Source organism: Xanthomonas campestris pv. asclepiadis (assembly GCF_020784175.1).
GTDB classification, from domain to species: Bacteria; Pseudomonadota; Gammaproteobacteria; order Xanthomonadales; family Xanthomonadaceae; genus Xanthomonas; species Xanthomonas campestris_D.
In genome coordinates, this window is sequence record NZ_JAJGQM010000006.1 from 16009 (window position 1) to 41348 (window position 25340).

Below are 25340 nucleotides of genomic sequence, written 5' to 3' on the forward strand. Positions count from 1 at the left end.
ACTGCTGTCCTAGCGATGTCTGGAGCCGGGCTTTCATGCGGGCACTGACTGGAAAAATCGATGGCGCGGCGACGCGCTCAAAGGCGGAAAGTTTCCCCCAGATACACGCGACGGACGTCGGGATTGGCTAGCAGCGCATCTGGTGCCCCCTGCGCCAGCACGCCCCCCTCGGCGAGAATATACGCGCGGTCGCAGATTCCCAAGGTTTCGCGCACGTTGTGATCGGTGATCAGCACGCCGATGCCGCGTTCCTTGAGGTGGATGATGATGCGCTGGATCTCGCCGACCGAAATCGGATCGACGCCGGCGAAGGGTTCGTCGAGCAGCATCATGCGCGGCTTGGCCGCCAGCGCGCGCGCGATCTCGCACCGCCGCCGCTCGCCGCCGGACAGGCTGGCGCCCAGCTGGTCGGCCACGTGGGTGATCTGCAGTTCCTCCAGCAGCGAAGCCAGTTCCTTCTCGCGGCCGGCACCATCCAGTTCTTCGCGCAGCTCCAGCACCAGACGGATGTTGTCGGCCACGGTGAGCTTGCGGAAGATCGAGGGCTCCTGCGGCAGATAGCCGACGCCAAGCTTGGCGCGGGCGTACATCGGCTCGGCGGTGAGGTCGCGGCCGTCCAGCTCGATACGCCCGGCATCGGCTTCGACCAGGCCCACGATCATGTAGAAGCAGGTGGTCTTGCCGGCACCGTTGGGGCCGAGCAGGCCGACCACCTCGCCGGCCTCGAGCGTGAGGCCGAATTCCTTGACCACTTCGCGCTGCTTGTACTTCTTGCGCAGACCGGTGGCGACCAGCATTACTTCTTCCCCTGCGGCTTGGCCGCGGGCTTGGCGGCCGGCGTCGCCGCAGGCGCTGCTGCCGCCGGCGCCGCGGTCTTCGGCTGGATGATGGTGCGCACGCGGCTGCCGTCACCGCCGCTCTGCATGTTGCCGGTCTTGGTGTTGTAGACCATGCGCTGGCCGGCGTTGGTGCCCTTGGGCGAGTCGACCTTGTAGTTGCCGGTCAGCACGATGACTTCGTTGGCGACCTGGTACTCGATGTTGTCGGCCTGGCCGTTCATCATCGCGCCGTCGTCCATCTGCTGCTTCAGCGTGGCCTGCTTGCCGGTCAGCACGACGCGGTCGGTCTGGCCGTTCTTCTGGAAGATGTCGGCGGTGTCGGCGTGGATTTCCAGCGTGCCCTGGGTGATCACCACATTGCCGCTGAAGCGGCATTTGCCGCTGTCGTCGAGCATGTTGCAGTCGTTGGCATTGGAGTCGATCGCCATCGGCTGATTGCGGTCGCTGGTCTTGGCCATCGCAAGGGCAGGCAGCAGCAGCGCGGCAAACGCCAGCTTAGCGGGCAGCATTCGGTTCATAACGGGTCTTGACCTGGGAAAGGAGCTTGTACTGGCGTGATTTGAGATCGGCCTCGAAGCCGACCCCGCTCTGCATGATACCCGGCCGGCTCATGCTCACCGGGGCAGTGGTCTTGGCGAGATTCTGCTGCGGGAACACGTCCAGGCTCTGGGTACGGAACGTGGTCGGCGGGGGCGCGCCGCCGGTGGGGCTGTCGCCCTCGACATCGCCGCGCAGGCGCAACTCATCGCCCTTGGGGCTGATCCAGCCGGTCTTGGAGCGCAGCGTCCACGGTTGATTGGTGTTGTCGGGCAACAGGAACACCGGGGTGGTGACCTCGGAGGTGCGATCGGCGCGGTTGCGATGCATCTCCGGCGCGCGCAGCGTCATCGATTCCTTGCCGGTTTCCTTGTCCAGCGCAATCAGTTCGAAATCGCGCAGCACGTAATCGGCGCGCGAATCGTCCACCGCCGCCGCAACCGGGCGCGCGCGCTGCTGCCAGGCCGACCAGCCGGAGATCACCGCAGCGGCCAATAGCACCACGCCCAGGGTGGTGCGCCAGTTCCAGCTCATGCGGAAAACCTTTCGATGATGCCCTCGACCTGGCCTTGCGCGGCCAGCACCACATCGCAGACCTCGCGTGCGGCACCTTCGCCGCCACGTGCCCGGGTGTGCCACTGCACGCGCTCGGCGATCCACGGGTGCGCGTTGGCCGGTGCCACCGGCAGGCCGACCGCCAGCAGGGCCGGCAGGTCGGGCAGGTCGTCGCCCATGAACAGCACCTGGTCCAGCGACAGGCCGTGCTCCTGGCACAGGGCCAGCACGGCCAGGCGCTTGTTCTTGACCCCGATCTGCACGTGCAGGCCCAGATCCTGGCCGCGCTTTTCCGCCGACAGGCTGGCGCGCGCAGTGATCAGCGCGACATGGATGCCGGCATGGTCGAGCTGCTTGAGCCCCTGGCCGTCGAGCACATTGAAGGACTTGCTCTCGTTGCCGGCATGGTCGTAGTACAGGCGGCCGTCGGTCAGGGTGCCGTCGACGTCGAAACAGGCCAGGCGGATACGCGCGGCGCGGTCGGTGATATCGGCGGGCAGGTGCTGCAAAGGGGAATAGGGCATCGGCACGGATCGGTGAGAACGGGGTTCCAACGGTAGAAAACTGAACCTGTTAAACCACTTTGGCGCGCAACAGGTCGTGAATGTTCAATGCGCCGACCGCGCGCTGCTGTGCGTCGACCACGATCAAGCCGTTGATCTTGTAATCCTCCATCAGCCGCGCGGCCTCGGCGGCCAGCTGGTCGGCGCCGATGGTGCGGGGATTGCGCGTCATCACCTGCGCAATGCCGGCGCTGCGCACGTCGATGTCGCTGTCCAGCGCGCGGCGCAGATCGCCGTCGGTGAACAGGCCGATCAGGCGGTCCTGGCCATCGACCACCGCGGTCATGCCCAGGCGCTTGCGGCTCATTTCCATCAACGCCTCGCTCAGGCTGGCGTCTTCGCGCACGCGCGGCAGGTCATCACCGGCGTGCATCACGTCGGTGATGTGCAGCAGCAGGCGTCGGCCCAGGCTGCCGGCCGGATGCGAGCGCGCAAAGTCGTCGGCGGTGAAGCCACGTGCGTCCAGCAGCGCCACCGCCAGCGCGTCGCCCATCGCCAGCGAGGCGGTGGTGCTGGAGGTGGGCGCCAGATGCAGCGGGCAGGCTTCGGCGGACACGCTCACATCCAGGTGCACGTCGGCGGCCTGGGCCAGCGACGAGTTCGGGCGCCCGGTCATGGCGATGATCGGGTTGCCCTGGCGCTTGAGCACCGGCAGCAGCATGCGCACCTCGTCCGATTCGCCCGAATAGGACAGCGCCAGCACGATGTCGGCCTCGGTGATCATGCCCAGGTCGCCATGCCCGGCTTCGCCCGGATGGACAAAGAACGCCGGCGTGCCGGTGGAGGCCAGGGTGGCGGCGATCTTGCGCGCGATATGCCCGGATTTGCCCATGCCGGTGGCCACCACGCGCCCGCGCGAGGCCAGCACCAGCCGGCAGGCCGCGGCGAAGTCGCTGCCGATCCGCGCACCCACGCTGGCCAGCGCCTCGCGCTCGATCTCCAGCACGCGCTGGCCGCTGGCGACCAGGCTGGCGTCGCTGACGGTGGCGGAGGGCAGGTGCGAGACGGCCATGCGGGACTCGGGTGAAGAGTAGAATGTGCGCTCATTTTATGAGGAAACGCCCTGTGGACGCCGAAACCATCCGTAAACTCATCGAATCCGGCTTGCCCGAAGCCCGCGTCGAGGTGCACGGCGACGACGGCGTGCACTTCGAGGCGACCGTGATCAGCCCCGCATTCGCCGGCAAGGCCCCGTTGGCGCGCCATCGCATGGTCTACGCGACCCTGGGCGAACTGATGGGCGGCGCGATCCACGCGCTGCAGCTCAAGACGCTGACGCCCGACGAAGGCTGAGCGTCAGTCGGGTCCTGGCCGGTCGGGCTGCGCCTGCGCCCCGACTGCCAGCGGCCCGGCCGGCTCCTGGCCACCCTTCCCATTCCCCCGACATCCCTTTTCGGATTTCCCAAGCTCCCATGGCAAAAATCGTAGTGACCGGCGGCCAAGCGCTGCACGGTGAGGTCAATATTTCCGGCGCCAAGAACGCGGTGCTGCCGATCCTGTGCGCGACCCTGCTGGCCGATGCGCCGGTGGAGATCAGCAACGTGCCGCACCTGCATGACGTGATCACCACGGTGAAGCTGCTCAGCGAGCTGGGCGCCGAGGTGACCATCGACGAAGGCACGCTGGCCAAGGGCCGCTCGATCCTGGTCGACCCGCGCTCGGTGACCCACCAGGTCGCGCCCTATGAGCTGGTCAGGACCATGCGCGCCTCGATCCTGGTGCTGGGCCCGCTGCTGGCGCGCTACGGCACCGCCGAAGTGTCGCTGCCCGGGGGCTGCGCGATCGGCTCGCGCCCGGTCGACCAGCACATCAAGGGCCTGCAGGCGCTGGGTGCGGAGATCAGCGTGGAAAACGGCTACATCAAGGCCACCAGCAATGGGCGTCTGAAGGGTGGCCGCTATGTGTTCGACATGGTCAGCGTCACCGGCACCGAGAACGTGCTGATGGCGGCCGTGCTGGCCGACGGCACCACCGTGCTGGAAAACGCGGCGATGGAGCCGGAAGTCACCGACCTGGCCGACTGCCTGATCGCACTCGGTGCGCAGATCGAAGGCGCCGGCACGCCGCGCATCGTGGTGCAGGGCGTGGAGCGTCTGGGCGGCGGGCACCATGCGGTGCTGCCCGATCGCATCGAGACCGGCACCTTCCTGGTCGCCGCGGCGATGACCGGCGGCAGCGTCACCGTGCGCCGCGCCCGTCCGGACACCCTGGACGCGGTGCTGGACAAGCTCACCGAAGCCGGCGCGGCCATCACCACCACCGCCGACAGCATCACGCTGGACATGCACGGCAAGCGCCCGCGCGCAGTCAACCTGACCACCGCGCCGTATCCGGCGTTTCCCACCGACATGCAGGCGCAATTCATGGCGCTCAACTGCGTGGCCGACGGGGTGGGCGTGATCAACGAAACCATCTTCGAAAACCGCTTCATGCACGTCAACGAGCTGCTGCGCCTGGGCGCGGACATCCAGGTCGAGGGTCATACCGCGATCGTGCGCGGTGCCGAACGTCTCAGCGGCGCGCCGGTGATGGCGACCGATCTGCGCGCCTCGGCGTCGTTGATCCTGGCCGGCCTGGTGGCCGACGGCGACACCACCATCGATCGCATCTACCACCTGGACCGTGGCTACGAAAACATCGAAGAGAAGCTGGGGGCGCTGGGCGCGACCATCCGGCGCATCGCATGATCCTGCGCGGGCGCTTCACCACCCGGCGCAAGATCCTGCTCGGCGTGATCGTGCTGATCCTGGCGTGGCTGGCCTACGCCTGGTCGGTCGGCATGGCGATCACCCAGGGCGTCGAGTTCAAGGACATGGACTGGAACAACGACGGCACCGCCAGCCGCGACGAGATTGCGCAGTCGTTCTATGCGGTGGCGGTCAAGAAGACCGTCGAAGGCAAGCGCCATTGCGACCTGTTCTATTGGCGCAGCACCGGCGAGCAGATCCGCGTGGACTGCCGCACGGTGTTCTCCAGCGGCGACGACAAGGCGGCGGCCAAGCCCTGAGGAGTGATAGGTCGGTGCGGATAGATCAGTCGTAGAGCGGCTGATCTGCGGCTTGGTTGCAGGGCCCTTGCCCGCCCACCATCGCGGGACACGCTGCAAGTACATCCCTGTAAGCTCTTACGCGGCATCCATGCCGCGTAAGGTCCCGCGATGGTGAACGGGCAAGGACCTGTCGCAATGGTCGCTGTCCATGTTTTCAACACAACAACCGGCTAACTCTCTGGTGCGGTGTCCTCGCCGATTGCGGGACCGTGTGGCGGCATGGAGGCCGCCACCGAGCCCCAGGGACGGGTTCACGGCGTGTCCCGCGAGCGGTGAGGGCACCGCGCCCTCGACCCACTGGCCACTAAAGCCTTGCGCCTTGGCTCGCTCTTAGATGCCAGTTACATCCGGCTTACGGCTTAGCGCAGGGCCTTGATGGTCAGGTCCAGCGCGTCCTGGCCTTTTTCCTTCTGCAGCAGGCGTGCCGGCACCGGCAGGTCCTTGACCACCCAGGCAATCAATTCCTTGTCGCCGTCCACGCGGGAGACCTTGGTTGCCTGCTCCTGCTTGCCGTTGACGGTGATGGTTTCCTTGCCGACCACCTTGTAGCTCATCGGCTTGATGCGGCCTTCGTCGACCATGTGGTAGTTCAGTGGCTTGCCGGCGGCCAGGTCGCGGGTGATCGCCAGGTTGATCAGCAGCGCATCCATGTCGCCGGGCTGCAACTTCACCGGGCCACGGCGGTCCGGCTTGATGTCGCCGCCCCAGGTGGCCTGGCTGGTTTTCCAGTCGTAGTTGGCCGTGACGTTGCGGCGCTTGACCATCATTGACGAGGTGTCGTTGCTGCTGACCGGGCGCAGTTGACCGTTGCTCTCTTCGAACACCGTGCTCTGGGTCAGGTTGGCCAGCTGGTTCTGGATGGTGAGCGTATAGCGCCACTGATTGGCGCCGGCGGCGGCCAGGGTCATGGTGCCATTGGCCTGCATGCCCATGTAGTTGGCCGAATAATCGGCCTGGAACGGCTGCATGGCGAACGCGGGCAGGCTGGTCACGGCCAGTGCAGCGGCGGCGATCAGCGAACAGGTGCGGGAAGCGGTGTGCATGGGTCAGGCTCCTTGATATTCGACCAGGCGTAGATCGACCTGATCCTCACCTTTGTCACGTTGCAGGATGCGCACCGGTGTGGGAACCCCGTTGGCGATCCAGAGGATGGTTTCGTTGTCGCCGCTGTCGACGCGGTACACGCGCAACGCGTCGTAGCTCAGGTCGCCGACCTGCACCACCTCGGTGGCATCGGCGACCTTGTAGTCGTATTTGCGCACCCTGCCGACATCGACGTAGCGATAGCTCAGGCTGCGTCCGGGTTGCGCGTCGCGCATCAGCGACAGGTTCAGCGACAGCGCGCTCTGGTCGCCGCGCTGCAGCGGTATCGGCTGCCGGCGCTCCTTCTTCAGATCGCCGTCCCACTGGGCGCTGGCGGTCTGCCAGTTGTAGACGCCGGTGACCTTCTTGCCGAAGAACATCGCCTTGCGCACGGTGCTCTGGCTCAATGGCACATAGGTGTCGCCATCGACGCGGAACACCGTGCTCTGTTCCAGGTTCAGTCCGAGAATGCTGGCAAAACCCTTGCGGCCGCGTACCGACATGTCGATGCGCCACTGGCTGCCTTCGCCGTTGCTGACCTGCATGGTGGCATCGCCGGCTTCCTTGCCACGGTAGAACGCCTGGTAGGTGGCCACGAAGGGTTGCAGTGGCGGCGGCGTCCAGCTGCTGGCAGGCAGGGAAGCTGCAGAGGCCGGCGCCGCTGGCGGCGCCGCAGCTGGAGCAGGGGCTGCTGGCGCAGGCACGGCAGGCGCCTGTTGCGCACGGCCGGCACCGGCCGGGGCGAGCAGGGCAGTGGTCAACAGCGCGGTCGCGATCGGGAGGAGTTTCATGCGCTGGGCGGGAGGCACGGGGCCGCCAGGATGTCCGAGACAGGATGAGGAGGGCGTATCCGCATTCAGGCGAGTGCGGTGTCAGCGGACTCTAGTCGCAGTGGCGTAAACAGGCACTGACCGTCGATATGGACGCCATCGCCACGCACCTCCACACGCCCGCTGGCCAGCAGGTCCAGCGTGGCCAGCAGCAGCGGGTGTTCGCGCGCCAGCACGCGCGCGGCCAGCTGCTCGGGGCCGTCGTCGGGCAGCACCGGTACGCGCGCCTGCGCGATCACCGTGCCGGCATCCAGTTCCGGCACCACCAGATGCACGCTGGCGCCATGTTCGGCGTCGCCGGCTTCCAGTGCGCGGGCGTGGGTGTGCAGGCCGCGGTACTTGGGCAGCAGCGAGGGGTGGATATTGAGCATGCGCCCGGCAAAGCGACGCACCAGCGGCTCGCCGAGGATGCGCATGTAGCCGGCGCAGATCACCCAGTCCGGCCGCGCGGTGGCGATGGCATCGCCCAGCGCGGCGTCGAAGGCGGCACGGTCGGCGAAGTCGCGCGGGCTGGCGCTCCAGCGCAGTGCCTCATCGACCTTGTGCAGCGCCGGCGCCTGTGGGCGATCGGAAAACACGCCCACGACCTCGGCCGGCAGCCGGCCGCTGGCGATGGCATCGAGGATGGCCTGCAGGTTGCTGCCACGGCCGGAGGCCAGCACGGCCAGACGCAGGCTCATTCGGTGGGATTCGCTGAAGTCATGGGGCAGGCAGTGCGCGTCACGCTGCGGTAGCGGTGGGAGCGAACAAGGCCTTGACCTGTGGGCGCAGCAGCACCACCAGCGTAAACACGCCGACGACGGTGCCGAACGGCATGAAGGAGCAGGAAATGCCGGCCACGATCAGGCACAGCAGGTGCCGTCTGCGCTGGGCAATGCAGCGGCCAGCGTAGGCCATGAACGCTGCCAGCGTCAGGCCGCAGACAATGAACACACCTGCGAACACCACGAAGAACCAGCCGAACAATCGCGGATCCATCGATGGTGCATCCGTGCTGGCGTGTGTCATGGGCAGGTGCCCGGTAATGATCGCAATGCCCATGAACAGGTGGATCAACGGGAAAAGCGAAAACAGGGCGGTGATGGCGGCCAGCACATAGTGAAAGATCGACAGCAGTTTCAGGTGCTGGAGATCGTCAGCGCTGGCCGGTGCCGGCAGTGCGTGTGGGGCAGCGTCCATGCAGGTCTCCTCGGTCAACCGATCCGCACGCGCTCATCGTCCTGCGCCGGCACCACCTGGCCGATGCGCCAATGCGCCAGCGACTGTGCCTTCAGTGCCTGTTCCAGCGCGGCGGCCTGTTCGGGCGCGGCGACCAACACGAAGCCGATGCCACAGTTGAAGGTGCGCCACATTTCGGCATCGGCCACCGCGCCTTCACGCTGCAGCCAGGCGAATACCGGCGGTAGCGTCCAGGCGGTGGCGTCGATGTCCAGGCCCAGGCCGTCGGGGATCACCCGGATGATGTTTTCGGTCAGCCCGCCGCCGGTGATGTGGGCCATGGCGTGGATGCTGTCGCCATGCGACTTGAGCAGCGCAAGGATCGGCTTGACGTACAGCGCGGTGGGCGCCATCAGCGCGTCGATCAGCTTGACACCGTCGTCCAGCACCAGCTCGGCCGGGGCGCCGGCACGCTCGTAGATCCTGCGGATCAGCGAGTAGCCATTGGAATGCGGGCCGGACGAGGCGATGCCGATCAGCACGTCGCCGGCGTGCACCTGCGCGCCGTCCAGCAGCTGCGATTTTTCCACCGCCCCGACGGTGAAGCCGGCCAGGTCGTATTCGCCCGGCGGATACATGTCGGGCATCTCGGCGGTTTCACCGCCGATCAGGGCGCAGCCGGACAGCTCGCAGCCGCGCGCGATGCCGCCAACCACCGCCGCGGCGGTGTCCACGTCCAGCTTGCCGGTGGCGAAATAATCCAGGAAGAACAAGGGCTCGGCGCCCTGCACCAGCACGTCGTTGACGCACATGCCGACCAGGTCGATGCCGATGGTGTCGTGCCGGCCCAACTGCTGCGCCAGCTTGAGCTTGGTGCCGACGCCGTCGGTGCCGGACACCAGCACCGGCTCCCGGTACTTGCCGGACAGGTCGAACAAGGCGCCAAACCCGCCCAGGCCGCCCATCACCTCCGGCCGGAAGCTGCGCTTGACCAGCGGCTTGATGCGTTCGACCAATGCATTGCCGGCATCGATGTCGACACCTGCCTCACGGTAGGTCATGGGCGAGGGATTGGAAGGCGTTGGGCTGGTCACGGGCGGGGAGGGCTCGGCTGTAAAGGCGGCGATTTTAGCAGCCACGTTGGCGCTGGCGTCCCATTCGGGCAACAATTCACCCGGATACGCTTACGTCATGGAACCGTCGATGCGCCGCAGTCTCGCTTTCTTTCTCGCTCTCGTGGTCGCCATGCCCCTCGCGCCAGCCTTTGCGCAGGCCGATCTACGCACCGAAGGCGACGTCGCCAAGGCGCAAAGTGCCTATGAGGCCGAAGTGCCGGTCAACAGCCAGAGCGAGTCCGATCGCCCCGGAGCGCTGGCGCGCGCGCTCGGCGCGGTGCTGGGCAAGGTCTCCGGCGACCGCGGCGTGATGAGCCGCCCAGGCGTCTCGCAGGCACTGCGCGGCGCGCCGGGCTATGTCGAAACCTACGATTACCGTCAGGACCAGGGCACCTCGCGCACCGGGGCGCCGACCTTCCGCACCGTGCTGGTGGCGCGCTTCCGGCAGTCGGACGTGGATGGCCTGATCGCCGCACTGGGGCTGCCGGTGTGGCCGCTGCCGCGGCCCAAGCCGGTGCTGTGGCTGGCCATCGACGACGGCAGCGGCCCGCGCCTGGTCGGTGTGGCGCAGGCCAACGCCGCGCGCAGCGTGCTGGACCGGGCGATCGAGCGCGGCTACCGGCTCGGCCTGCCCGGCGGTGCCGCCGCCGAACAGGTGCTGGCCGGCGCAATCTGGCGCAAGGACACCGCCGCGGTGGCACGCGCATCGGCCAAGTACAGCCCGCCGATGCAGTTGATCGGCAAGCTCTACCGCAATGACGCCGGCTGGATCGCCGACTGGGTCTTCGTCGACAACGGCAACGTGCTGTCCAGCTGGACCAGCAGCGACGCCGACGCGCGTCGCGCGATGGCTGCCGGTGCCGACGGCGCCGCCGATGCGCTGGTCAAGCGCTACGCCAAGCGCGTGGATTCGGGCGTGCCCGGGGTCTACCGCGCGGTGATCACCGGCATCAGCAGCGCCGACGATTACCTGCGCGTCTCCGCCGCGCTGCAGGGCGTCTCGGTGGTGCGCAGCATCCGCCCGGTCAGCGCCAATGGCGACCGCATGGAAGTGGATCTGGAATTGCTCACGGGCATTTCCGGCCTCAACCGTATGCTCGGCGACAACAGCCCGTTGGTAACCGTTTCGGTGCCGACCGAGGGCCCGATCATTCTCGAAAACGAGCACGCTGAGTACCGCCTGAAATGACTTTGACTCCCGAAGCCGAAATCGCCCTGTTCCTGCGTCGCCTGAAATGGGTGGCGGTGACTGTCGGCGTGTTGTGGGTGGTCTCGCTGCTGTCGCCAATCCTGACGCCGTTCGTGCTGGCGCTGCTGCTGGCCTGGCTGGGTGACCCGCTGGTGGATCGCATCGAGCGCGCCGGCCGCTCGCGCAATATCGCGGTGGTGCTGGTGTTCGTGCTGGCGCTGCTGCTGTTCGTGCTGGCACTGATGATTCTGGTGCCGATGATCGAGCGCCAGATCATGACCTTGATCGACGCGCTGCCGCAGATGCGTGCCTGGGCGATCAGTACCGCGATCCCGTGGCTGGAAGCCAAGACCGGCGTGGAGCTGATGGGCTGGCTGGACCCGGAGCGCCTGATCGACTGGATCCGCAGCCACTGGGAGCAGGCCGGCGGCGCCGCCAAGACCTTCTTCGGCTACGTGCAGCGGTCGGGCTTTGCGATGGTGACCTGGGTGATCAACCTGGCGTTGCTACCGATCCTGGCGTTCTACTTCCTGCGCGACTGGGATCGCCTGGTCGAGCGTGTGGCTGCGGTCATTCCGCGTGCCTACATCGGCACCGTGAGCCGGCTCGCACAGGAATCCAACGACGTGCTGGGTGGCTTCATCCGCGGCCAGTTCCTGGTGATGCTGGCGCTGGGGGCGATCTACGCCGCCGGCCTGTCCATCATCGGGCTCAATCTGGGCCTGCTGATCGGCATCATTGCCGGCTTCATCAGCTTCATTCCGTATCTGGGCGCCACCACCGGCATCGTGCTCGCCTTGCTGGCGGCCGTGGTACAGGCACAGGGTCTGGATCTGAAGTTGCTGATCGGCGTGGGCGTGGTGTTTACGGTCGGCCAGTTGCTGGAAAGCTATGTGCTGACCCCGCGTATCGTCGGCGACAAGATCGGTCTGCATCCGGTCGCGGTGATCTTCGCGGTGATGGCGGGCGGCCAGTTGTTCGGCTTCCTCGGCATGCTGCTGGCGCTGCCGGTGGCAGCGGTGGCCAACGTGTTGCTGCGCTACGCACATGAGCAGTACACCCACAGCGATCTGTACGCAGGCGAGCGCGCCGGCATCGTGCTGCAGTCCACGCCCGAGCGCAGCGTGATCATCGACCCAAGCAAGGACGCAGACCGGTTGTGAGTGTTCCGCAGTTGCCACTGGCGTTGCGCGCGCCGCCCGATCAGCGATTCGATAGCTACATCGCCGCGCCCGACGGCCTGCTGTCGCAGCTGCAGGCGCTGGCGGTCGGGCAGGTGAGCGACTGGCTGTATCTGGCCGGCCCCGCCGGCACCGGCAAGACGCATCTGGCGTTGTCGTTGTGCGCCGCCGCCGAGCAGGCCGGGCGCGCCCCGGCGTACCTGCCTCTGCACGCCGCCATTGGCCGGTTGCGCGATGCGCTCGAAGCGCTGGAAGGACGCAGCCTGGTCGCACTGGACGGCGTGGAAAGCATTGCCGGGCAGCGCGACGACGAAGTGGCGCTGTTCGATTTCCACAACCGTGCGCGCGCTGCCGGCACCACCTTGCTGTACACCGCGCGGCAGATGCCTGACGGCCTGGCCTTGGTGTTGCCGGATCTGCGCTCGCGGCTGTCGCAGTGCATCCGCATCAGCCTGCCGGTGCTCGACGACGCCGGGCGCGCAGCGGTGTTGCGTGATCGTGCGCAACGGCGCGGATTGGCACTGGACGAAGCAGCAATCGACTGGCTGCTGACCCACAGCGAACGCGAACTGGCCGGACTGGTGGCATTGCTGGATCGGCTGGATCGCGAATCGCTGGCTGCCAAGCGCCGTATCACCGTGCCGTTCCTGCGGCGAGTGCTTGAGGATCGCGGCTCTTCGAGCAGCTGACGGAATTACCACGCTCAGCGCTAGGCAGACACGGGCTGCTTTGCGCTTCCCATCTGCACATCTATCGCAGTTGTCCAGGCATTCGAAGCACATCGCCTGAAGCTTGCAGAGCGGTTGATCTGCGGCTTGGCTGCATGGCCCTTGCCCGCCTACCATCGCGGGACACGCCGCAAGTACGTCCTTGTAGGCTCTTACGCGGCATCCATGCCGCGTAAGGTCCCGCGACGGTAGGCGGGCAAGGACCCGTCGAGACGGTTGGTGGGCATGGATAACAGCAGGAGCGGCGCGCATCGGGTTGGATGCAAGGCCCGTCGAGATGGTTGGTGTGCGCAGTTCGAGCAATGCACGATGCGCGGCCGGGCGTTGCAGCGGCGTGGTTGTGATCAGCCGCCGTCGCGCAGCAACTGCGCATCCAGCTCTGCCAATCGCTGCGGCGTGCCGACATCTGTCCAGCGTCCGGCATGGTGGATGCCATCGATCAGGCCTGCCGCCATCTGCGCGCGCAGGATCGGCGCCAGCGCGAAGCGCGGCGCCCTGCCGGTGGGCTCCGGGAGCTGGCCGATGACCGATTGCCAATCGCGCAGCAGCGCCGGTCGATACATGCCGATGCCGGCGTAGGTCAGCGTCGCGGGCAGATCTGCGCGCACCTTGCCATCGGCATCCAACGCAAAGTCTGCGCGTGCTGCATAGGCGGGTTGATCGACCAGCACCAGCTGGGCCAGGCCCGCCGGCGCACCCGACAGCCGCGCGAAATCGAAATTGGTCCAGATATCGCCGTTGACCAGCAGGAACGGCGCATCGCCCAGCAACGGCAATGCGTGCAGCATGCCGCCGCCGGTTTCCAGCGGGGTGGCGCCCTCGAAGGAATACGTCAGCCGCAGCCCGAACGCGCTGCCGTCCCCCAGTACCTGCGGAAATTGTTCGGCCAACCACGAGGTATTGATCACCACCTCGTCCACGCCCAGTGCGGCCAGCTTGCGCAGGTGCCAGACGATCAGCGGTGTGCCGCCGACCGACAGCAGCGGCTTGGGCGTGTGTTCGGTCAACGGACGCATGCGCTCGCCAAACCCGGCCGCGAAGATCAGTGCCTTCATGCGCCAGCCTGCGCGGAGCGTGCCGCCAGTGCAGGTTTGACCAGGTTTTCCAGCAGGCCGATCAGTGGCGCAAGGTCGGGATGACGCGGCAACACCTCGTCCAGATAGACAATGAAACGCGGCACGTTATCCAGATACCAGTGCTTGCCGTCGCGATGGCTCAGGCGCGAGAAGATGCCCAGATTCTTCAGATGCCGCTGCACACCCATCCAGTCCGCATCACGCAGGAATTGCGGCAGCGGCGGCACCGGCAGTCCGGCCGCTGCCGCACGTGCGTGGTAGCGCTCCAGCCAGCCATCCACGCGCGCCAGCGGCCAACTCACCGAGGTGTCCTTGAACAGGCTGATCGGGTCGTAGGCGATCGGCCCGATCACACAATCCTGGAAATCCAGCACCGCCGGCCCGTCGCCGACCGGCATCAGATTGCGCGGCATGAAATCGCGATGGGTAAAGACGCGCGGCTGCGCCAGTGCGTTATCCATCAAACGACGCTGCACCAACTGCAGTTGCTCGGAGTAGCTGCAGTCCAGCTGCAGGCCCAGGTGGCGGCCGAGAAACCAGTCTTCGAACAGGCCGGCATCGCGTTGCAGCAGTGCCTCGCCGAACACGCCGCTGTCGGCGGGCGGCGAAATACGCTGCAGCAGCAATAATTGAGTGATCGCAGCGTCCAGCAGCGTGTCGGCATTGGCGTCGGTCAGTACCTGCGCCAAGGTCGGCACGCCCAGGTCTTCCAATAGCAAGAACCCCGTTTCGAGATCTTGCGCAAGCACCCGTGGCACCCGCACGCCGTGCTCGCCGAGCAGTGCATGCATGCGCAACCAGGGCGCCACATTTTCCAGCGCCGGTGGCGCATCCATCAGGATGCGATCCATGCCGCGTCCTTGTGTGCGCCAGTAACTGCGAAATCCCGCATCGACGGAGGCACGTTGCAGCGTGATCTCAGGGTCATCTAGCGCATGCCGCGCCCACTGCAGACGGAGCGCATCGCGCGCGGTATCGGGAAGCAACGATGACGTCATGAGTGAATGCTGTGTAGTGAAGTGAGGCGCAGCAGATCTAGAGCGACGCCGGGTCGATCAACGCTTGCTGCCGCTGAACAGCCGCAGCAGTGCCAGGATCGCGATCGCACCCAGCAACGCACCGAGGAAACCGGCCGGTTCGCCGGCGTGGTACCAGCCCATGTAGCGACCGAACCAGCTGGCCACCACTGCGCCGGCGATGCCCAGCACGATGGTCAGCAGGCATCCCAGTCGCTGCGTGCCGGGGGTGATGAAACGGGCCAGCAGCCCGACCACGAAGCCGACCAGAATGATGTAAAGCCAGCTGTCGCTACCGAAGAGAGTGTTCATCGCAGGCACTGAGGGAAGTGGGATCGGCAGACTAGCACTTCACCACGAGCAAGCTCCAAGCCCCTCTGCCATCGGGAGAGGGGTTGGGGTGAGGGTGCGCAGCAAGGCGATGGGTAAAAAACCACACAGCCAAACCACCTACGCACCTGCGCGTGAACCCTCACTCAGTGCGATCTAGCACTTCCATCAACCAATGCACGCCCAGGGCATGCGTCGGTTAAACCGCCAACTCAGCAGCAGCCATGCCCGCCATGACGGGTGCCGCTGTCAGCCGCCACCGGTGAGCCGCTGGTCTCGCCGCGCAGGCAGGCGGCGTGGTGCTCGGCAATCACCTTGGACACGCAGGCCGTGACCCGCTTGCCCATCGGGATGTGCAGGAACTCGTTGGGGCCATGCGCATTGGAATGCGGGCCGAGCACGCCGGTGATCATGAACTGCGCGCCCGGGAACTTCTCGCCCAGCATGCCCATGAACGGGATCGAGCCGCCTTCGCCCATGTACATCGCCGGCTTGTCGAAGAACGCCAGGCTGGCGTCGTCGATGGCTTTTGCCAGCCATGGCGCCATCTCGGGCGCATTCCAGCCCGATGATGCCTTTTCCAGTTCCAGGGTTACCTGTGCGCCGTTCGGTGGGTCGCGCAGCAAGGCCTCTTTCAGCAGTTCGCCACAGGCCTTGCCGTCGGCGGTCGGAGGCAGACGCAGTGACAGCTTCACCGCGGTCTGCGGACGCAGCACGTTGCCGGCCGACGCCAGCGGCGGCATGCCGTCCACACCGGTGATCGACAACGCCGGGCGCCAGGTGCGATTCAACACCAGCTCGGTGAGGTCGTCATGCATCGGCACCAGGCCCTCGACCATCGGGAATTTGTCGAAGATGGCCGTATCCAGCGTCGCAGCCGCAGCCTTCGCTTGCGTGAGTCGTTCGGCCGGCACCTCCACATGCAATCCGTCCAGCAGGATGCGGCCGCTGGCTTCGTCCTCGATCCGCGACAGCAACTGGCGCAGCAAGCGGAAGCTGGACGGCACCACGCCGGAGGCATCGCCCGAATGCACGCCTTCCTCCAGCACCTTCACGCTCAGGTTGCCGCCGGTCAGGCCGCGCAGCGAGGTGGTGCACCACAGCTGCTCATAGTTGCCGCAGCCCGAATCCAGGCACACCACCAGCGATGGCTTGCCGATGCGTGCGGCCAGATGGTCGACATAGGCGGGCAGGTCGTAGCTGCCGGATTCCTCGCAGGCTTCGATCAGCACCACGCAGCGCGCATGCGGCAGGCCCTGGGTACGCAGCGCCAGCACCGCCGCCAGCGAACCGAAGATCGCGTAGCCATCGTCGGCGCCACCGCGGCCGTACAGCTTGTCATCGCGCAGCACCGGCTCCCACGGGCCGAGGTCGGCATCCCAGCCGGTCATTTCCGGTTGCTTGTCAAGATGGCCATACAGCAGCACGGTGTCATCGCCGGATTCGGCGCCGGTTGCCGGAATCTCGATAAAGATCAACGGCGTGCGGCCTTCCAGGCGCACCACCTCGACCTGCATGCCGTCGATGGCCTGCGCACGCGCCCATGTTTCCATCAGGGTAACCGCCTGCTCCATGTAGCCATGCGCGACCCAATCGGCGTCGAACATCGGCGATTTATTGGGAATGCGGATGTAATCGACCAATTGCGGGACGATCTCGCGGTCCCAGGTGTCGCTGATGAATTGGTCGATCTTGGCACTGTCCATGGAGGCTCCGAATACGTGACGTAACGGCACATTCTACGCCCGTGCCTGGGGGTAGGTATTTCCCTGCAGGGCGGCGCGCAGTTCACCGGCTGTGTGAAAAGTTCGTTGGCGATAGGATTGCTGCATGTGGCGCGGGACACTGGCTCCGCCGGCAGGAATGCTGGCTAGGACCATCACCCAAGCCACAAGGAGCGTTGCAATGAAGTCATTTACCGTAGCCCTGAAGTCCCTGCTACTGGCGTTGCTGTTGTCCTCGAATGCGTATGCACTCGACAAGGTCGATATCAACACCGCGTCTGCTGAGGAATTGGACAAGGTGCTGACGAATGTCGGGCGATCAAAAGCCGAGGCAATCGTCGAGCACCGTCAGGCAAACGGTCCCTTCAAAAGTGCCGAGGAACTGGCACTGGTCAAGGGCATCGGACTCAAGACGGTCGAACGGAATCGAGACCTGATCGAAGTAGGAGCCACGATGGCTCCCGCCAAGAAGGCTGCCAAGGGGGCGGCGGTGAAACCGGTGGGACGGCGTTAAGGGGAAAGGATCCGAGATACGGTTCGACGCGAGGATGCGTGGCCGCAACCTAACTGGACAGGATGTCCGGGGGATGGCTGGAAGCCGACAAGGACGTGGAATCGCCCGGTGTTGCACTTGGATGTGCAGCCGGGCGTTTTTCGTTTTGGGGCTCAGCGCGGCGGAATGGCTGGCGCGAGTGGCCGTTCCGGGAAAGACCGGCGGTGGAATGAGTGGCGCAGTGGGGGGCCGCTCGTAGCGATCTGCTTCTGGTGGTACGCCAATTCTGCTGATCGACCGTCTGCCTACAAGTATATTTTTCAACTGCAGGCGTCCGTCTGATCAGTGGCGTCTTGCAGGTGATTGCTGGGTGCCTGCACGTGGTTGGCATTGACTGCCGGTGTCGTACGCATCTGTAGTGGAGCCCGGTCTACGCGCTGGTGCGCCGAGCCGGGGAATGACGGACCACCGCAGCGCTTCGGGCACAATGCGCCAATGCAGCTGACAGACCTGAGCAGCCGGGTGATTCCGGCCACCGACTACCGGCGCGAACGGTGGCGCAATCAATTGGGCTGGACGCGCGAGATCCTGCGCCTCGGCGGTGCCGACGCGTGGTCGCTACGCCTGTCGATCGCCGAGATCGAGCAGGACGCAGCGTTTTCCGCATTCCCTGGCATCGATCGCGAGCTGGTGCTGTTGCACGGCAATGGCATGCGCTTGCAGTTTGGTGATGCTGGCAACGGCAACGGCAACGGCAACGGCAACGGCAACGGCAACGGCAACGGCAACGGCAACGGCAACGGCAACGGCAACGGCAGCGGCAGCGGCAGCGGCAGTGGCACAGGCACAGGTGCAGCCATTGGCATTGCTACTGCTACTGGCGGCGGCACTGGCAGCGAAAGCGATAGTGGCAATGGCAATGAGAGCAGTGGCGCTGACCATGGCGGCAATCACGCCAGCGCCTATGGCGGTACCGATGCTTCTGGCAGCAGTCATCGCAGCTGCGAATTGCTGCCGCCGTACCAGCGCATCCGATTCACAGGCGAAGAAACGGTACGTGCGACGCTGCTCGACGGGCCGACCCAGGATTTCAATCTGATGTGGCGGCGCGATCTGCTGCAGACCGAACTGCTGCATCGGCCGCTGGTTGGCACCATGCTGTTTTTTGCCGATCCGGGCAGCGCCTGGGCGATTCATCTGCTTGCAGGCCAGGCCAGCTTTGGGCGCGACAGTGGCTTGCCACCGTTGGCTGCCGGCGATACCGCATGGCTGAGTGCCTCCACGCGCACCCGCTATGTGCTCGATGGCGGCGGCGAGTTGCTGGCGATCCGGGTGAGTCCGGTCTAGGGCGTTTCACTTATGCGGTGAGCGCGCAGCCACCGCAGGCATCAATGATGCGGATTGCAGCAACGGGGGCGCTGGCCTGGCTGCTACGTAGTCGCGGTGTTGATCGCTGTTGGCAGCGCTACACCCGATGGTTCAATACACGTCGCGGCGATAGCGTCCGGTGCGTAGCAGTTCCTGTCTGACCTCGGCACCGAGAACGGCATCCAGGGTCTGGTCAAGCTCCGGTGCCATGCCGCGCAGGCTGCCGCAGACGTAGATGCAGGCGCCTTGATCAACCCAATGACGCAGGCGGTCGGCGGCTGCGGCCAGTGCGTGTTGGACGTAATGCGGTGGCTGTGGTTGATCGCGCGAGTAGACAAGCTCCAGGCGTTCGAGCCATCCATCCTGCTGCCACTGCTGCAGCTCGTCGGCATACAGCGCGTCATGCGCGGCATTGCGTTCGCCGAACAGCAGCCAGTTGCGACGCGCGCCGGCTGCGATGCGTGCACGAAGATGCGCGCGCAGACCGGCAATGCCGGTGCCATTGCCGATCAGCAGCATCGGCTGGTCGGGTGCGGGCGGGTGGAAGCCGGGGTTGCTGCGCAAGCACAGCGCGATGGCTGCGCCGATCGGTGCATGGACGCAAAGCCAGCCGCTGCCCAGACCCAGGCTGCCGTCGGCGTGACGGTGTTCGCGCACCAGCAGTTCGGCGTGGCCTTCTTCGGGGATGGAGGCAAGCGAGTAGTCGCGATGGGGCAGGGCAGCCAGGCGGCGCACCACTGCTTCTGCGTCCATTGTTGAACTCATGCCTTCATCTGTATCTGTATCTGTAGTTCTCGTTGTCGTTGTACCCGTACCCGTACCCGCACGTTGGCCGATTCTGACTTCGGCGTCGGCGTCGGCGTCGGCGTCGGCATCGGTACCGGCACCCACATCGATACAGAGAGCGGCATCGGCATCGACGGGAAGTTGCGCGCCGCCGAGCCAGTCGCGCAGGGGGCGGCCTTCGACGTGCTGCGCGCCATCGTAGTGGTTGCGCCGCAGCCAGCACTCCACCGCATCCGTGGCATTACGCGGTGCAATCTCCGCGATATCGCCTGCGCTCCACTGCGGCAATGCGCCATCGCATGGCGTCAGGCGCAGCCGATAAATCGGCGCACCTGCGCTGCCGGGATTGACGCGGATGCGCTCGCGTAGCTGCCAGGCGGTGTAGGTCGGCAGGCTCCAGTCCGACTGCGTCGCGAGTGCGGGCGCCAGTTCCGCCAGACGGCGTTGCCAGTGCTGCAGTGCGTTCGGGTCAGCGTTATCGACCTCGATGCGCTCGAACAAGCGCGTGGCGCCGCGCGCCTGCAAGCGATCGTCGAGGCGTCGGCCGAACGCGCAAAAGTGCGCGTAACCACGGTCGCCTAGGGCCAGCACCGCGTACTGCACGGCAGTCAGATCCTGCGCGTCGTCGGTAAGCCAACTGCGCTCGGCCGACTGCGCATGGTCGGGTGCATCGCCTTCACCGGTGGTGCTGACGATGCACAGCAGCCGCGGCACGCGTGCGAGTTGATCGCGATCGACGGCCTCGATCGGCAGCGCATGCGCACCGACGCCTGCCGATTGCAGCGCGGCAACGCTGCGTTGCGCCAGTTCACGCGCAAATCCGGTCTGGCTAGCCCAGACGATCAATACGCGGCTGGCGTCTGCGCGTTGTGCGCCACTGCGCGTGCGTGCGCGCAGCAGCACGGCAGTGCACAGGCCCAGATATAGCGCCAGGCCGAGAGCCGCCAGTTGCCAGCGCTGCGGCGTGGGTGCGCTCCACCATGTACCGTCATGCAAGCCGCCCAGCCAGCCGACGACGCCGGCAAGCGCCAGCAGAACCAGCCCATTGCCCAGCCACACCCGTGAGGTGGCGCTGGTCATGACGCGGACAGGTGGCGTTCGAATGCCGGGCTCATGGATTCGAGCAGGATGCCGTCCTTGCGTGCCAGGAATCGCACGGCCAGCTCTGCAGTGCGTGCATGGGCAAGACCGGCATCGACGCCAAGCACGGTCATCGCGGTGGCCCAGGCATCGGCCTGCATCGCATCGGGCGCAAGTACGGTGACCGCTGCGGGGGCATGCGGAACGGGCGCGCCGGTGCGTGGGTCGAAGGTGTGCGTATAGCGTGTGCCGCCGGCATCGAAGCGGTGCCAGCGATCGCCGGAGGTGGCGACCGCCAGGCCGTCCAGCACCAGCACCCGTGCCGGCAGCGCGCTGCCGGCATCTTCGTCGGGGGCGGATTCGACCAGCACGCGCCACGCGCTGGCATCGGGCTTGCGTCCGTAGCCGAACAATTCGCCGCCGACCTCGATCAATGCACTGTCGATCCCCGACTGCAGCAATGCGCGATGCACGCAGTCCACACCGAAGCCCTTGGCGATGCCGGACAGATCCAGCGCCGCTGCGCCAGGCTGCAGCACACGCTTGCCATCCAGCTGCAGGCGTTGCCAGCCGCAACGCAGACTCGCCAATGCGATCGTCTCCGCTGCCGGCACGCGTTGACGCCCGCCAGCAGCGCCGAAACCCCATAGCTCGACCATCGGGCCGACGGTGGGATCGAAGGCGCCATCGCTGGCCTGTGCAATCTCCAGTGCGGCGCTCAGCACCGCGTGGAATTCGTCGGGCAGGTGGTGCCAGCTGCCTGGCGGTGCGCGGTTGTAACGGCTGATATCCGAATCGGCCTCCCAGGTACTCATCTGCGCAACCACGCGATCCAGTGCGGCCTGGATGCAGGCGTGCAATGGATGCAGGTCGCGTCCGCGCGGTGCTACCAGCTTCACGCTCCAGGTGGTGCCCATGCTGCGGCCGCCGAGCGTGGCAATGGCGTGGTCAGCGGAAGACGATGCGGACATGGACGGATATTATGAAGACGGGGCGGCAGGATGCACGCTACGTGCGCTCCTGCCGCGTGCCGGCGGATTATTGCGGCAGCACTTCTAGCGTGGCGACATAGCCCAGGCGGCGCTGCTTGGCCTGTGGCAGCGAAGTTTTTGTGTCTTCGGTGGTGGTCTCCAGCCAGTACATGCCCGGCTCCGGCCAGGTCACGCTGAAGCCGCCCTTGGCATCGGTTTTGAGCTTGATCTCGTTCTGCGCATCGCGATAGCGGGTGCCACCGCGCACGATCTCGATCTCCAGCCCCGCCGCCGGCTTGCCATCCAGTTGCAGCGTGAACTGGGCCGCTTCGCCGGCGACCAGATCGTTGGGATGGGTCACCGGAATCAACTCGATGCCCTTGCCGGCGGGCTTGAACACGGTGGTGGTCGGCGCACCACGGGTGACGAAGGTTTCTACCCGGTTGAAGGACTGCGAGACCTGCAGGTCCTGCGCGTTCTTCGGCACCTCGGTGGCGAAGCGGGTTTCATCGCCGCGCCAGCGCTTGGGCTTGCCGTCTTCCTTCCAGCTGGCGAACAGGCCGGCGTTGACGATGCTCAGCTTGTAGGTGCCGGGCTGGGTGAGCTGCAGGTCGAACACGCTGCGGTACTTGCCGGTGGCTGGATTTTCCGGCTTGAGCGGACTGCCATCGGGCGCGGTGATGCTCAGGTTGTCCAGGCGCAGCGGCACGTGGTTGAAGTAGAACAGGTCGTTGGACACCGCTGCATCCACCGTGATCCACGGCGCCTCACCGGCGATGATGGTCTGCGACGGCAGCAACCAGGCCTTGTGGGCGAGTGCGCTGACCGGCAGTGCGGCGAGCATGGCGATCAGGACGAACGAACGTTTCATGACAACTCCTTGAAGGACGATAAGGACGGTGGGTCACGTGTCTGATCAGCGCGCCTCGCTGCGCTGGCTGGATGCGTGGGACAAAAAAAGCGGGAGACGATCTGCTGAAGCGGCTGCAGCTGGCGCCAGCGGGGCAGGGGCGCAAGCTGCCCGCGCCACCGGCCGACGCCAGGTGTCACGGTTTGGCGACCAGGCTGACGGCGCCCAGTTCGCTGCTGCCGCTGGCCTTGGCGCTCTGCGGCGTCTTTGCAGGCCAAGTGAAAGGCACTTTGACCAGTTCGCGGCCGCCGACCTCGCGCGCGGCTTCCACCACCAGCGTGTACTGGCCGGCCGGCAACGACTTCAGCGCGCCCTTGGTATCGGAGAACGACAGCGCATGCGCGCCGGCCGGACGGGTGGGGCCGGTGATGCCGTCGACCGGCACCTCGAGGGTGCGGCCGCTCTTGCGCCACCATTGGCGCAGGTCCGGCAGCCACTTGGTGCCGTGGCCTTCGGCGGTGTCCTTGGATTGGTACCAGACCGCCAGATTGGCGGCGACCTTCTGGTCCGCACCTTCCAGCCAGATCGCCACATACGGGCGGTGATATTCGGCGACGTTGAGCTTGGGAATCTCGACGTTGATGTCGAGCGTGGCCGCGTATGCCGGCATGGCGAGCAGGCCGCTCAGGGCGATGGTCAGGGTGGCGCGCATGATCGTCTCCGGTAGAAAGGTCAGTGGATCAACAGCAGGGCGAGCAGCAACGGAATCAGCAGACCCAGGCCGACCAGTGGCCAGGTCATGCGGCGCTGGTGCGCATGCAGATGCAGCAGGAACAGCCCGGTGATGCAGAACACCAGGCAGGCAATGGCGAACACGTCGATGAACCAGCCCCAGGCCGGCCCTGCGTTACGGCCCTTGTGCAGATCGTTGAGATAGGCGATGGCGCCACGTCCGGTGCGTTCGTACTCGATTGCGCCGGTGCTGCGGTCCAGGCTCAGCCAGGCATCGCCGCCAGGACGCGGCAGCGCCAGATACACCTCGTCGGCCGACCATTCGCCCGCGCGCGTGCCGATGCTGATATCCAGCTCACGCCCCAGCCACTGCGCCACGCGCGGCGGCAGCGGGGCGTCGCCGTCGTCGCGGCTGCCCAGGGACTTGAGCAGGGCCGGCGGCAGCGTGAGCGTGCGGTGTTCGGTCGAGGGGCTGGCTTCGATGCGCGCGGCATGGTTCAAGGTCAGCCCGGTGATGGTGAACAGCAGCATGACGATCAGGCACAGCGCCGAACTGATCCAGTGCCATTGATGCAGCATGCGCAGCCAGAAACCGCGGCGTTGCTGTGTGGTGGCGATGGTGTCGTTGGAAGTGGCCATGCTGCGCTCAGGCCACTTCCGCTGCCAGCGACGGCTGCAACTGCGATTGCCGCGCGGCCACTTCGCTCAGCAAGGCGCGCAGACGTGGGTGCGTTGCACTCGCCAGCAACGGCGTGAGCTGTTGCAGAAAGCCGGAATGCCCGCCGGCGATCGCACGGCGCATCCAGCGCTCGGCCTGATCGAGGTCGCCGGCATCCGCGAGCAAGGTGGCGTAACTGGCCTGGCCGCGAAAATCGCCTGCTTCGGCAGAGCGGCGATACCAGCCGCGTGCAGCGATCGGATCCGCAGCGCAGGCCAGGCCCTGGTCCAGATAGCGCGCCACGAAGTTCATCGATTTGGCGTGCCCGCGTTCGGCGGCCGTGCGGTACAGCGCCAGCGCCTGCGCGTGATCCTGTGCCACGCCACGGCCGGAGCCGTACAGATGCGCGAGGTTGTACATGCCCCAATCCAGCCCGTGCTCGGCGGCGCGGCGATACCACAGCGCCGCCAGCACCTCGTTGCAGGCGGTGCCAAAGCCCAGTTCGTGGCAGCGCCCCAACTGATTCATTGCTTCCGGATTCCCGGCATTGGCGGCGACTTCGTACCACAGCATCGCCATGGCCGGATCGGCGGGGATGCCGCGGCCTTCGGCGTGGAGCTGGGCGAGCAGCAGTTGCGCCGCCAGATCCTGGCGCTCGGCAGCCTTGCGCAGCAGCGCGACCGCGCGATCGGGTTGGGTACGCAGCAGGTCGATCAGCTGCGCGGTGTCCGGTACGGGCTCAGACATCGGCCCATTGCCGCAACAGGTTGTGGTACACGCCGGTGAGCTGGATCAGCGACGGATGGCCGGGGGTGTCCTGGGTCAGCCGTCGGATGGACACATCCAGTTCGAACAGCAGGCGCCGCTGCGCATCGTCGCGCAACATGCTTTGGGTCCAGAAGAAACAGGCCACACGCGCGCCGCGGGTCACCGGCATTACCCGATGCAGGCTGGTGCCGGGATAGATCACCAGGTGCCCGGCCGGCAGCTTCACCGATTGCGTGCCGTAGGTGTCTTCGATCACCAGCTCGCCGCCGTCGTAGCTGTCCGGGTCGCTGAGAAACAAGGTGGCGGAGACGTCGGTGCGCACGGGATCTGCGCCGCCGCGACTGCGGTCGTAACGGATCGCGTTGTCCACGTGATACCCGAACGACTGCCCGCCGCTGTAGCGATTGAACAGCGGCGGATAGATGCGCCGCGGCAACACCGCCGAAAAGAACGTGCTGTTGCGGGCAAGCGCCTCGAGCACCAGGGCGCCGGCCTCGCGTGCCACCGCGCCGTCTTCGGGCAACTGCGCGTTGTCCTTGGCCTGCGCCGACTGATGGCCGGCGGTGATGCGGCCGTCCGCCCAGTCGGCCGCGTCCAGCCGCGCGCGCAGCTCGGCGAGCTGGGTGGGACTGAGAACATCGGGAATGGACAGCAACATGCG

28 protein-coding genes and 2 pseudogenes are annotated in these 25340 nt (G+C 66.3%); 9 read left to right on the top strand and 21 right to left on the bottom strand.

What is annotated here, in order from left to right:
* Positions 1–77: 77 nt before the first annotated feature.
* From lptB to LL972_RS04540, 5 genes are read right to left on the bottom strand one after another with little or no spacing between them, the layout of a single operon-like run.
* Positions 78–797 (bottom strand): LPS export ABC transporter ATP-binding protein, encoded by a 720-nt coding sequence (gene lptB, locus LL972_RS04520; RefSeq protein ID WP_228326575.1) that lies wholly within the window; start codon positions 795–797, stop codon positions 78–80.
* Positions 797–1357 (bottom strand): lipopolysaccharide transport periplasmic protein LptA, encoded by a 561-nt coding sequence (gene lptA, locus LL972_RS04525; protein WP_102251576.1) that lies wholly within the window; start codon positions 1355–1357, stop codon positions 797–799. The genes lptB and lptA overlap by 1 nt, the downstream gene beginning before the upstream one ends.
* Positions 1335–1910: an LPS export ABC transporter periplasmic protein LptC gene (gene lptC / locus LL972_RS04530; RefSeq protein ID WP_228326576.1), complete on the bottom strand. Its 576-nt coding sequence runs from the start codon at positions 1908–1910 to the stop codon at positions 1335–1337. Before lptC ends, lptA begins: the two co-directional genes overlap by 23 nt.
* The gene (locus LL972_RS04535; protein WP_024938741.1) at positions 1907–2455 is read right to left on the bottom strand and encodes a KdsC family phosphatase; all 549 of its coding nucleotides are present in this window, start codon (positions 2453–2455) and stop codon (positions 1907–1909) included. Before LL972_RS04535 ends, lptC begins: the two co-directional genes overlap by 4 nt.
* 49 nt (positions 2456–2504) lie before the next feature.
* Complete coding sequence (locus tag LL972_RS04540; RefSeq protein WP_167766387.1) at positions 2505–3506, bottom strand: KpsF/GutQ family sugar-phosphate isomerase; 1002 nt, start codon at positions 3504–3506, stop codon at positions 2505–2507.
* A gap of 53 nt (positions 3507–3559) precedes the next feature.
* Here LL972_RS04540 and LL972_RS04545 point away from each other — a divergent pair, with 53 nt between their 5' ends.
* From LL972_RS04545 to LL972_RS04555, 3 genes are all read left to right on the top strand, one after another.
* Positions 3560–3787: a BolA family protein gene (locus LL972_RS04545; RefSeq protein ID WP_104543115.1), complete on the top strand. Its 228-nt coding sequence runs from the start codon at positions 3560–3562 to the stop codon at positions 3785–3787.
* A 119-nt stretch (positions 3788–3906) separates the two neighbouring features.
* Positions 3907–5181, top strand: coding sequence for a UDP-N-acetylglucosamine 1-carboxyvinyltransferase (murA, locus tag LL972_RS04550; protein WP_228326577.1), 1275 nt, complete (start codon positions 3907–3909; stop codon positions 5179–5181).
* Complete coding sequence (locus tag LL972_RS04555) at positions 5178–5501, top strand: hypothetical protein (protein WP_046343664.1); 324 nt, start codon at positions 5178–5180, stop codon at positions 5499–5501. The genes murA and LL972_RS04555 overlap by 4 nt, the downstream gene beginning before the upstream one ends.
* A 401-nt stretch (positions 5502–5902) precedes the next feature.
* Here LL972_RS04555 and LL972_RS04560 read toward each other — a convergent pair whose 3' ends face one another.
* The 5 genes from LL972_RS04560 to purM form a co-directional block, all read right to left on the bottom strand.
* Complete coding sequence (locus LL972_RS04560) at positions 5903–6586, bottom strand: DUF3108 domain-containing protein (protein WP_228326578.1); 684 nt, start codon at positions 6584–6586, stop codon at positions 5903–5905.
* A gap of 3 nt (positions 6587–6589) precedes the next feature.
* Positions 6590–7417 (bottom strand): DUF3108 domain-containing protein, encoded by an 828-nt coding sequence (locus LL972_RS04565; RefSeq protein WP_228326579.1) that lies wholly within the window; start codon positions 7415–7417, stop codon positions 6590–6592.
* A 65-nt stretch (positions 7418–7482) separates the two neighbouring features.
* Positions 7483–8136, bottom strand: coding sequence for a phosphoribosylglycinamide formyltransferase (gene purN, locus LL972_RS04570; RefSeq protein ID WP_228326580.1), 654 nt, complete (start codon positions 8134–8136; stop codon positions 7483–7485).
* 40 nt (positions 8137–8176) lie between these two features.
* Positions 8177–8635 carry a hypothetical protein gene (locus tag LL972_RS04575; protein ID WP_228326581.1) on the bottom strand — a complete coding sequence of 153 codons (459 nt, stop codon included), beginning with the start codon at positions 8633–8635 and terminating at the stop codon, positions 8177–8179.
* A 14-nt stretch (positions 8636–8649) separates the two neighbouring features.
* On the bottom strand, positions 8650–9783 hold the full coding sequence (gene purM, locus LL972_RS04580) for a phosphoribosylformylglycinamidine cyclo-ligase (protein ID WP_228326582.1): 1134 nt from the start codon (positions 9781–9783) through the stop codon (positions 8650–8652).
* Positions 9784–9805: 22 nt separating this feature from the next.
* Between purM and LL972_RS04585 the strand changes: the two genes are divergently transcribed.
* The 3 genes from LL972_RS04585 to hda are packed head-to-tail and all read left to right on the top strand — an operon-like array spanning position 9806 to position 12788.
* Positions 9806–10918, top strand: a complete 1113-nt coding sequence (locus LL972_RS04585; RefSeq protein WP_228326583.1) for a DUF2066 domain-containing protein — start codon at positions 9806–9808, stop codon at positions 10916–10918.
* The gene (locus LL972_RS04590; RefSeq protein WP_228326584.1) at positions 10915–12081 is read left to right on the top strand and encodes an AI-2E family transporter; all 1167 of its coding nucleotides are present in this window, start codon (positions 10915–10917) and stop codon (positions 12079–12081) included. The genes LL972_RS04585 and LL972_RS04590 overlap by 4 nt, the downstream gene beginning before the upstream one ends.
* Complete coding sequence (gene hda / locus LL972_RS04595) at positions 12078–12788, top strand: DnaA regulatory inactivator Hda (protein WP_228326585.1); 711 nt, start codon at positions 12078–12080, stop codon at positions 12786–12788. The genes LL972_RS04590 and hda overlap by 4 nt, the downstream gene beginning before the upstream one ends.
* A 383-nt stretch (positions 12789–13171) precedes the next feature.
* Here hda and murU read toward each other — a convergent pair whose 3' ends face one another.
* The 4 genes from murU to LL972_RS04615 form a co-directional block, all read right to left on the bottom strand.
* Positions 13172–13882 carry an N-acetylmuramate alpha-1-phosphate uridylyltransferase MurU gene (gene murU / locus LL972_RS04600; protein ID WP_228326586.1) on the bottom strand — a complete coding sequence of 237 codons (711 nt, stop codon included), beginning with the start codon at positions 13880–13882 and terminating at the stop codon, positions 13172–13174.
* Positions 13879–14901 carry an aminoglycoside phosphotransferase family protein gene (locus LL972_RS04605; protein ID WP_228326587.1) on the bottom strand — a complete coding sequence of 341 codons (1023 nt, stop codon included), beginning with the start codon at positions 14899–14901 and terminating at the stop codon, positions 13879–13881. The genes murU and LL972_RS04605 overlap by 4 nt, the downstream gene beginning before the upstream one ends.
* A gap of 57 nt (positions 14902–14958) precedes the next feature.
* Positions 14959–15231: a GlsB/YeaQ/YmgE family stress response membrane protein gene (locus tag LL972_RS04610; RefSeq protein WP_228326588.1), complete on the bottom strand. Its 273-nt coding sequence runs from the start codon at positions 15229–15231 to the stop codon at positions 14959–14961.
* Between the two features lie 230 nt (positions 15232–15461).
* Positions 15462–16955 carry a M20 family metallopeptidase gene (locus LL972_RS04615; RefSeq protein ID WP_228326589.1) on the bottom strand — a complete coding sequence of 498 codons (1494 nt, stop codon included), beginning with the start codon at positions 16953–16955 and terminating at the stop codon, positions 15462–15464.
* Between the two features lie 157 nt (positions 16956–17112).
* Between LL972_RS04615 and LL972_RS04620 the strand changes: the two genes are divergently transcribed.
* The 3 genes and pseudogenes from LL972_RS04620 to LL972_RS21755 form a co-directional block, all read left to right on the top strand.
* Entirely contained in the window at positions 17113–17487 is a 375-nt protein-coding gene (locus LL972_RS04620; RefSeq protein ID WP_016904771.1) for a ComEA family DNA-binding protein, read from the top strand.
* Between the two features lie 474 nt (positions 17488–17961).
* Positions 17962–18205, top strand: a pseudogene (locus tag LL972_RS21750) (HutD/Ves family protein); the annotation flags it as partial.
* 266 nt (positions 18206–18471) lie between these two features.
* Positions 18472–18813: pseudogene (locus LL972_RS21755) on the top strand (HutD family protein); the annotation flags it as partial.
* A 132-nt stretch (positions 18814–18945) separates the two neighbouring features.
* Here the strand turns inward: LL972_RS21755 and LL972_RS04630 are convergent.
* From LL972_RS04630 to LL972_RS04660, 7 genes are all read right to left on the bottom strand, one after another.
* Positions 18946–20700 (bottom strand): flavodoxin domain-containing protein, encoded by a 1755-nt coding sequence (locus LL972_RS04630; RefSeq protein ID WP_228326591.1) that lies wholly within the window; start codon positions 20698–20700, stop codon positions 18946–18948.
* Positions 20697–21671 carry an FAD:protein FMN transferase gene (locus tag LL972_RS04635; protein ID WP_228326592.1) on the bottom strand — a complete coding sequence of 325 codons (975 nt, stop codon included), beginning with the start codon at positions 21669–21671 and terminating at the stop codon, positions 20697–20699. The genes LL972_RS04630 and LL972_RS04635 overlap by 4 nt, the downstream gene beginning before the upstream one ends.
* Positions 21672–21738: 67 nt before the next feature.
* Entirely contained in the window at positions 21739–22542 is an 804-nt protein-coding gene (locus LL972_RS04640) for a DUF4198 domain-containing protein (protein ID WP_228326593.1), read from the bottom strand.
* Positions 22543–22717: 175 nt separating this feature from the next.
* Positions 22718–23233 (bottom strand): DUF2271 domain-containing protein, encoded by a 516-nt coding sequence (locus LL972_RS04645; protein WP_228326594.1) that lies wholly within the window; start codon positions 23231–23233, stop codon positions 22718–22720.
* Positions 23234–23253: 20 nt separating this feature from the next.
* Positions 23254–23892 carry a PepSY-associated TM helix domain-containing protein gene (locus LL972_RS04650; RefSeq protein WP_228326595.1) on the bottom strand — a complete coding sequence of 213 codons (639 nt, stop codon included), beginning with the start codon at positions 23890–23892 and terminating at the stop codon, positions 23254–23256.
* A gap of 7 nt (positions 23893–23899) precedes the next feature.
* Entirely contained in the window at positions 23900–24658 is a 759-nt protein-coding gene (locus tag LL972_RS04655; protein WP_228326596.1) for a tetratricopeptide repeat protein, read from the bottom strand.
* Complete coding sequence (locus LL972_RS04660; RefSeq protein WP_228326597.1) at positions 24651–25337, bottom strand: Fe2+-dependent dioxygenase; 687 nt, start codon at positions 25335–25337, stop codon at positions 24651–24653. The genes LL972_RS04655 and LL972_RS04660 overlap by 8 nt, the downstream gene beginning before the upstream one ends.
* Positions 25338–25340: the final 3 nt, after the last annotated feature.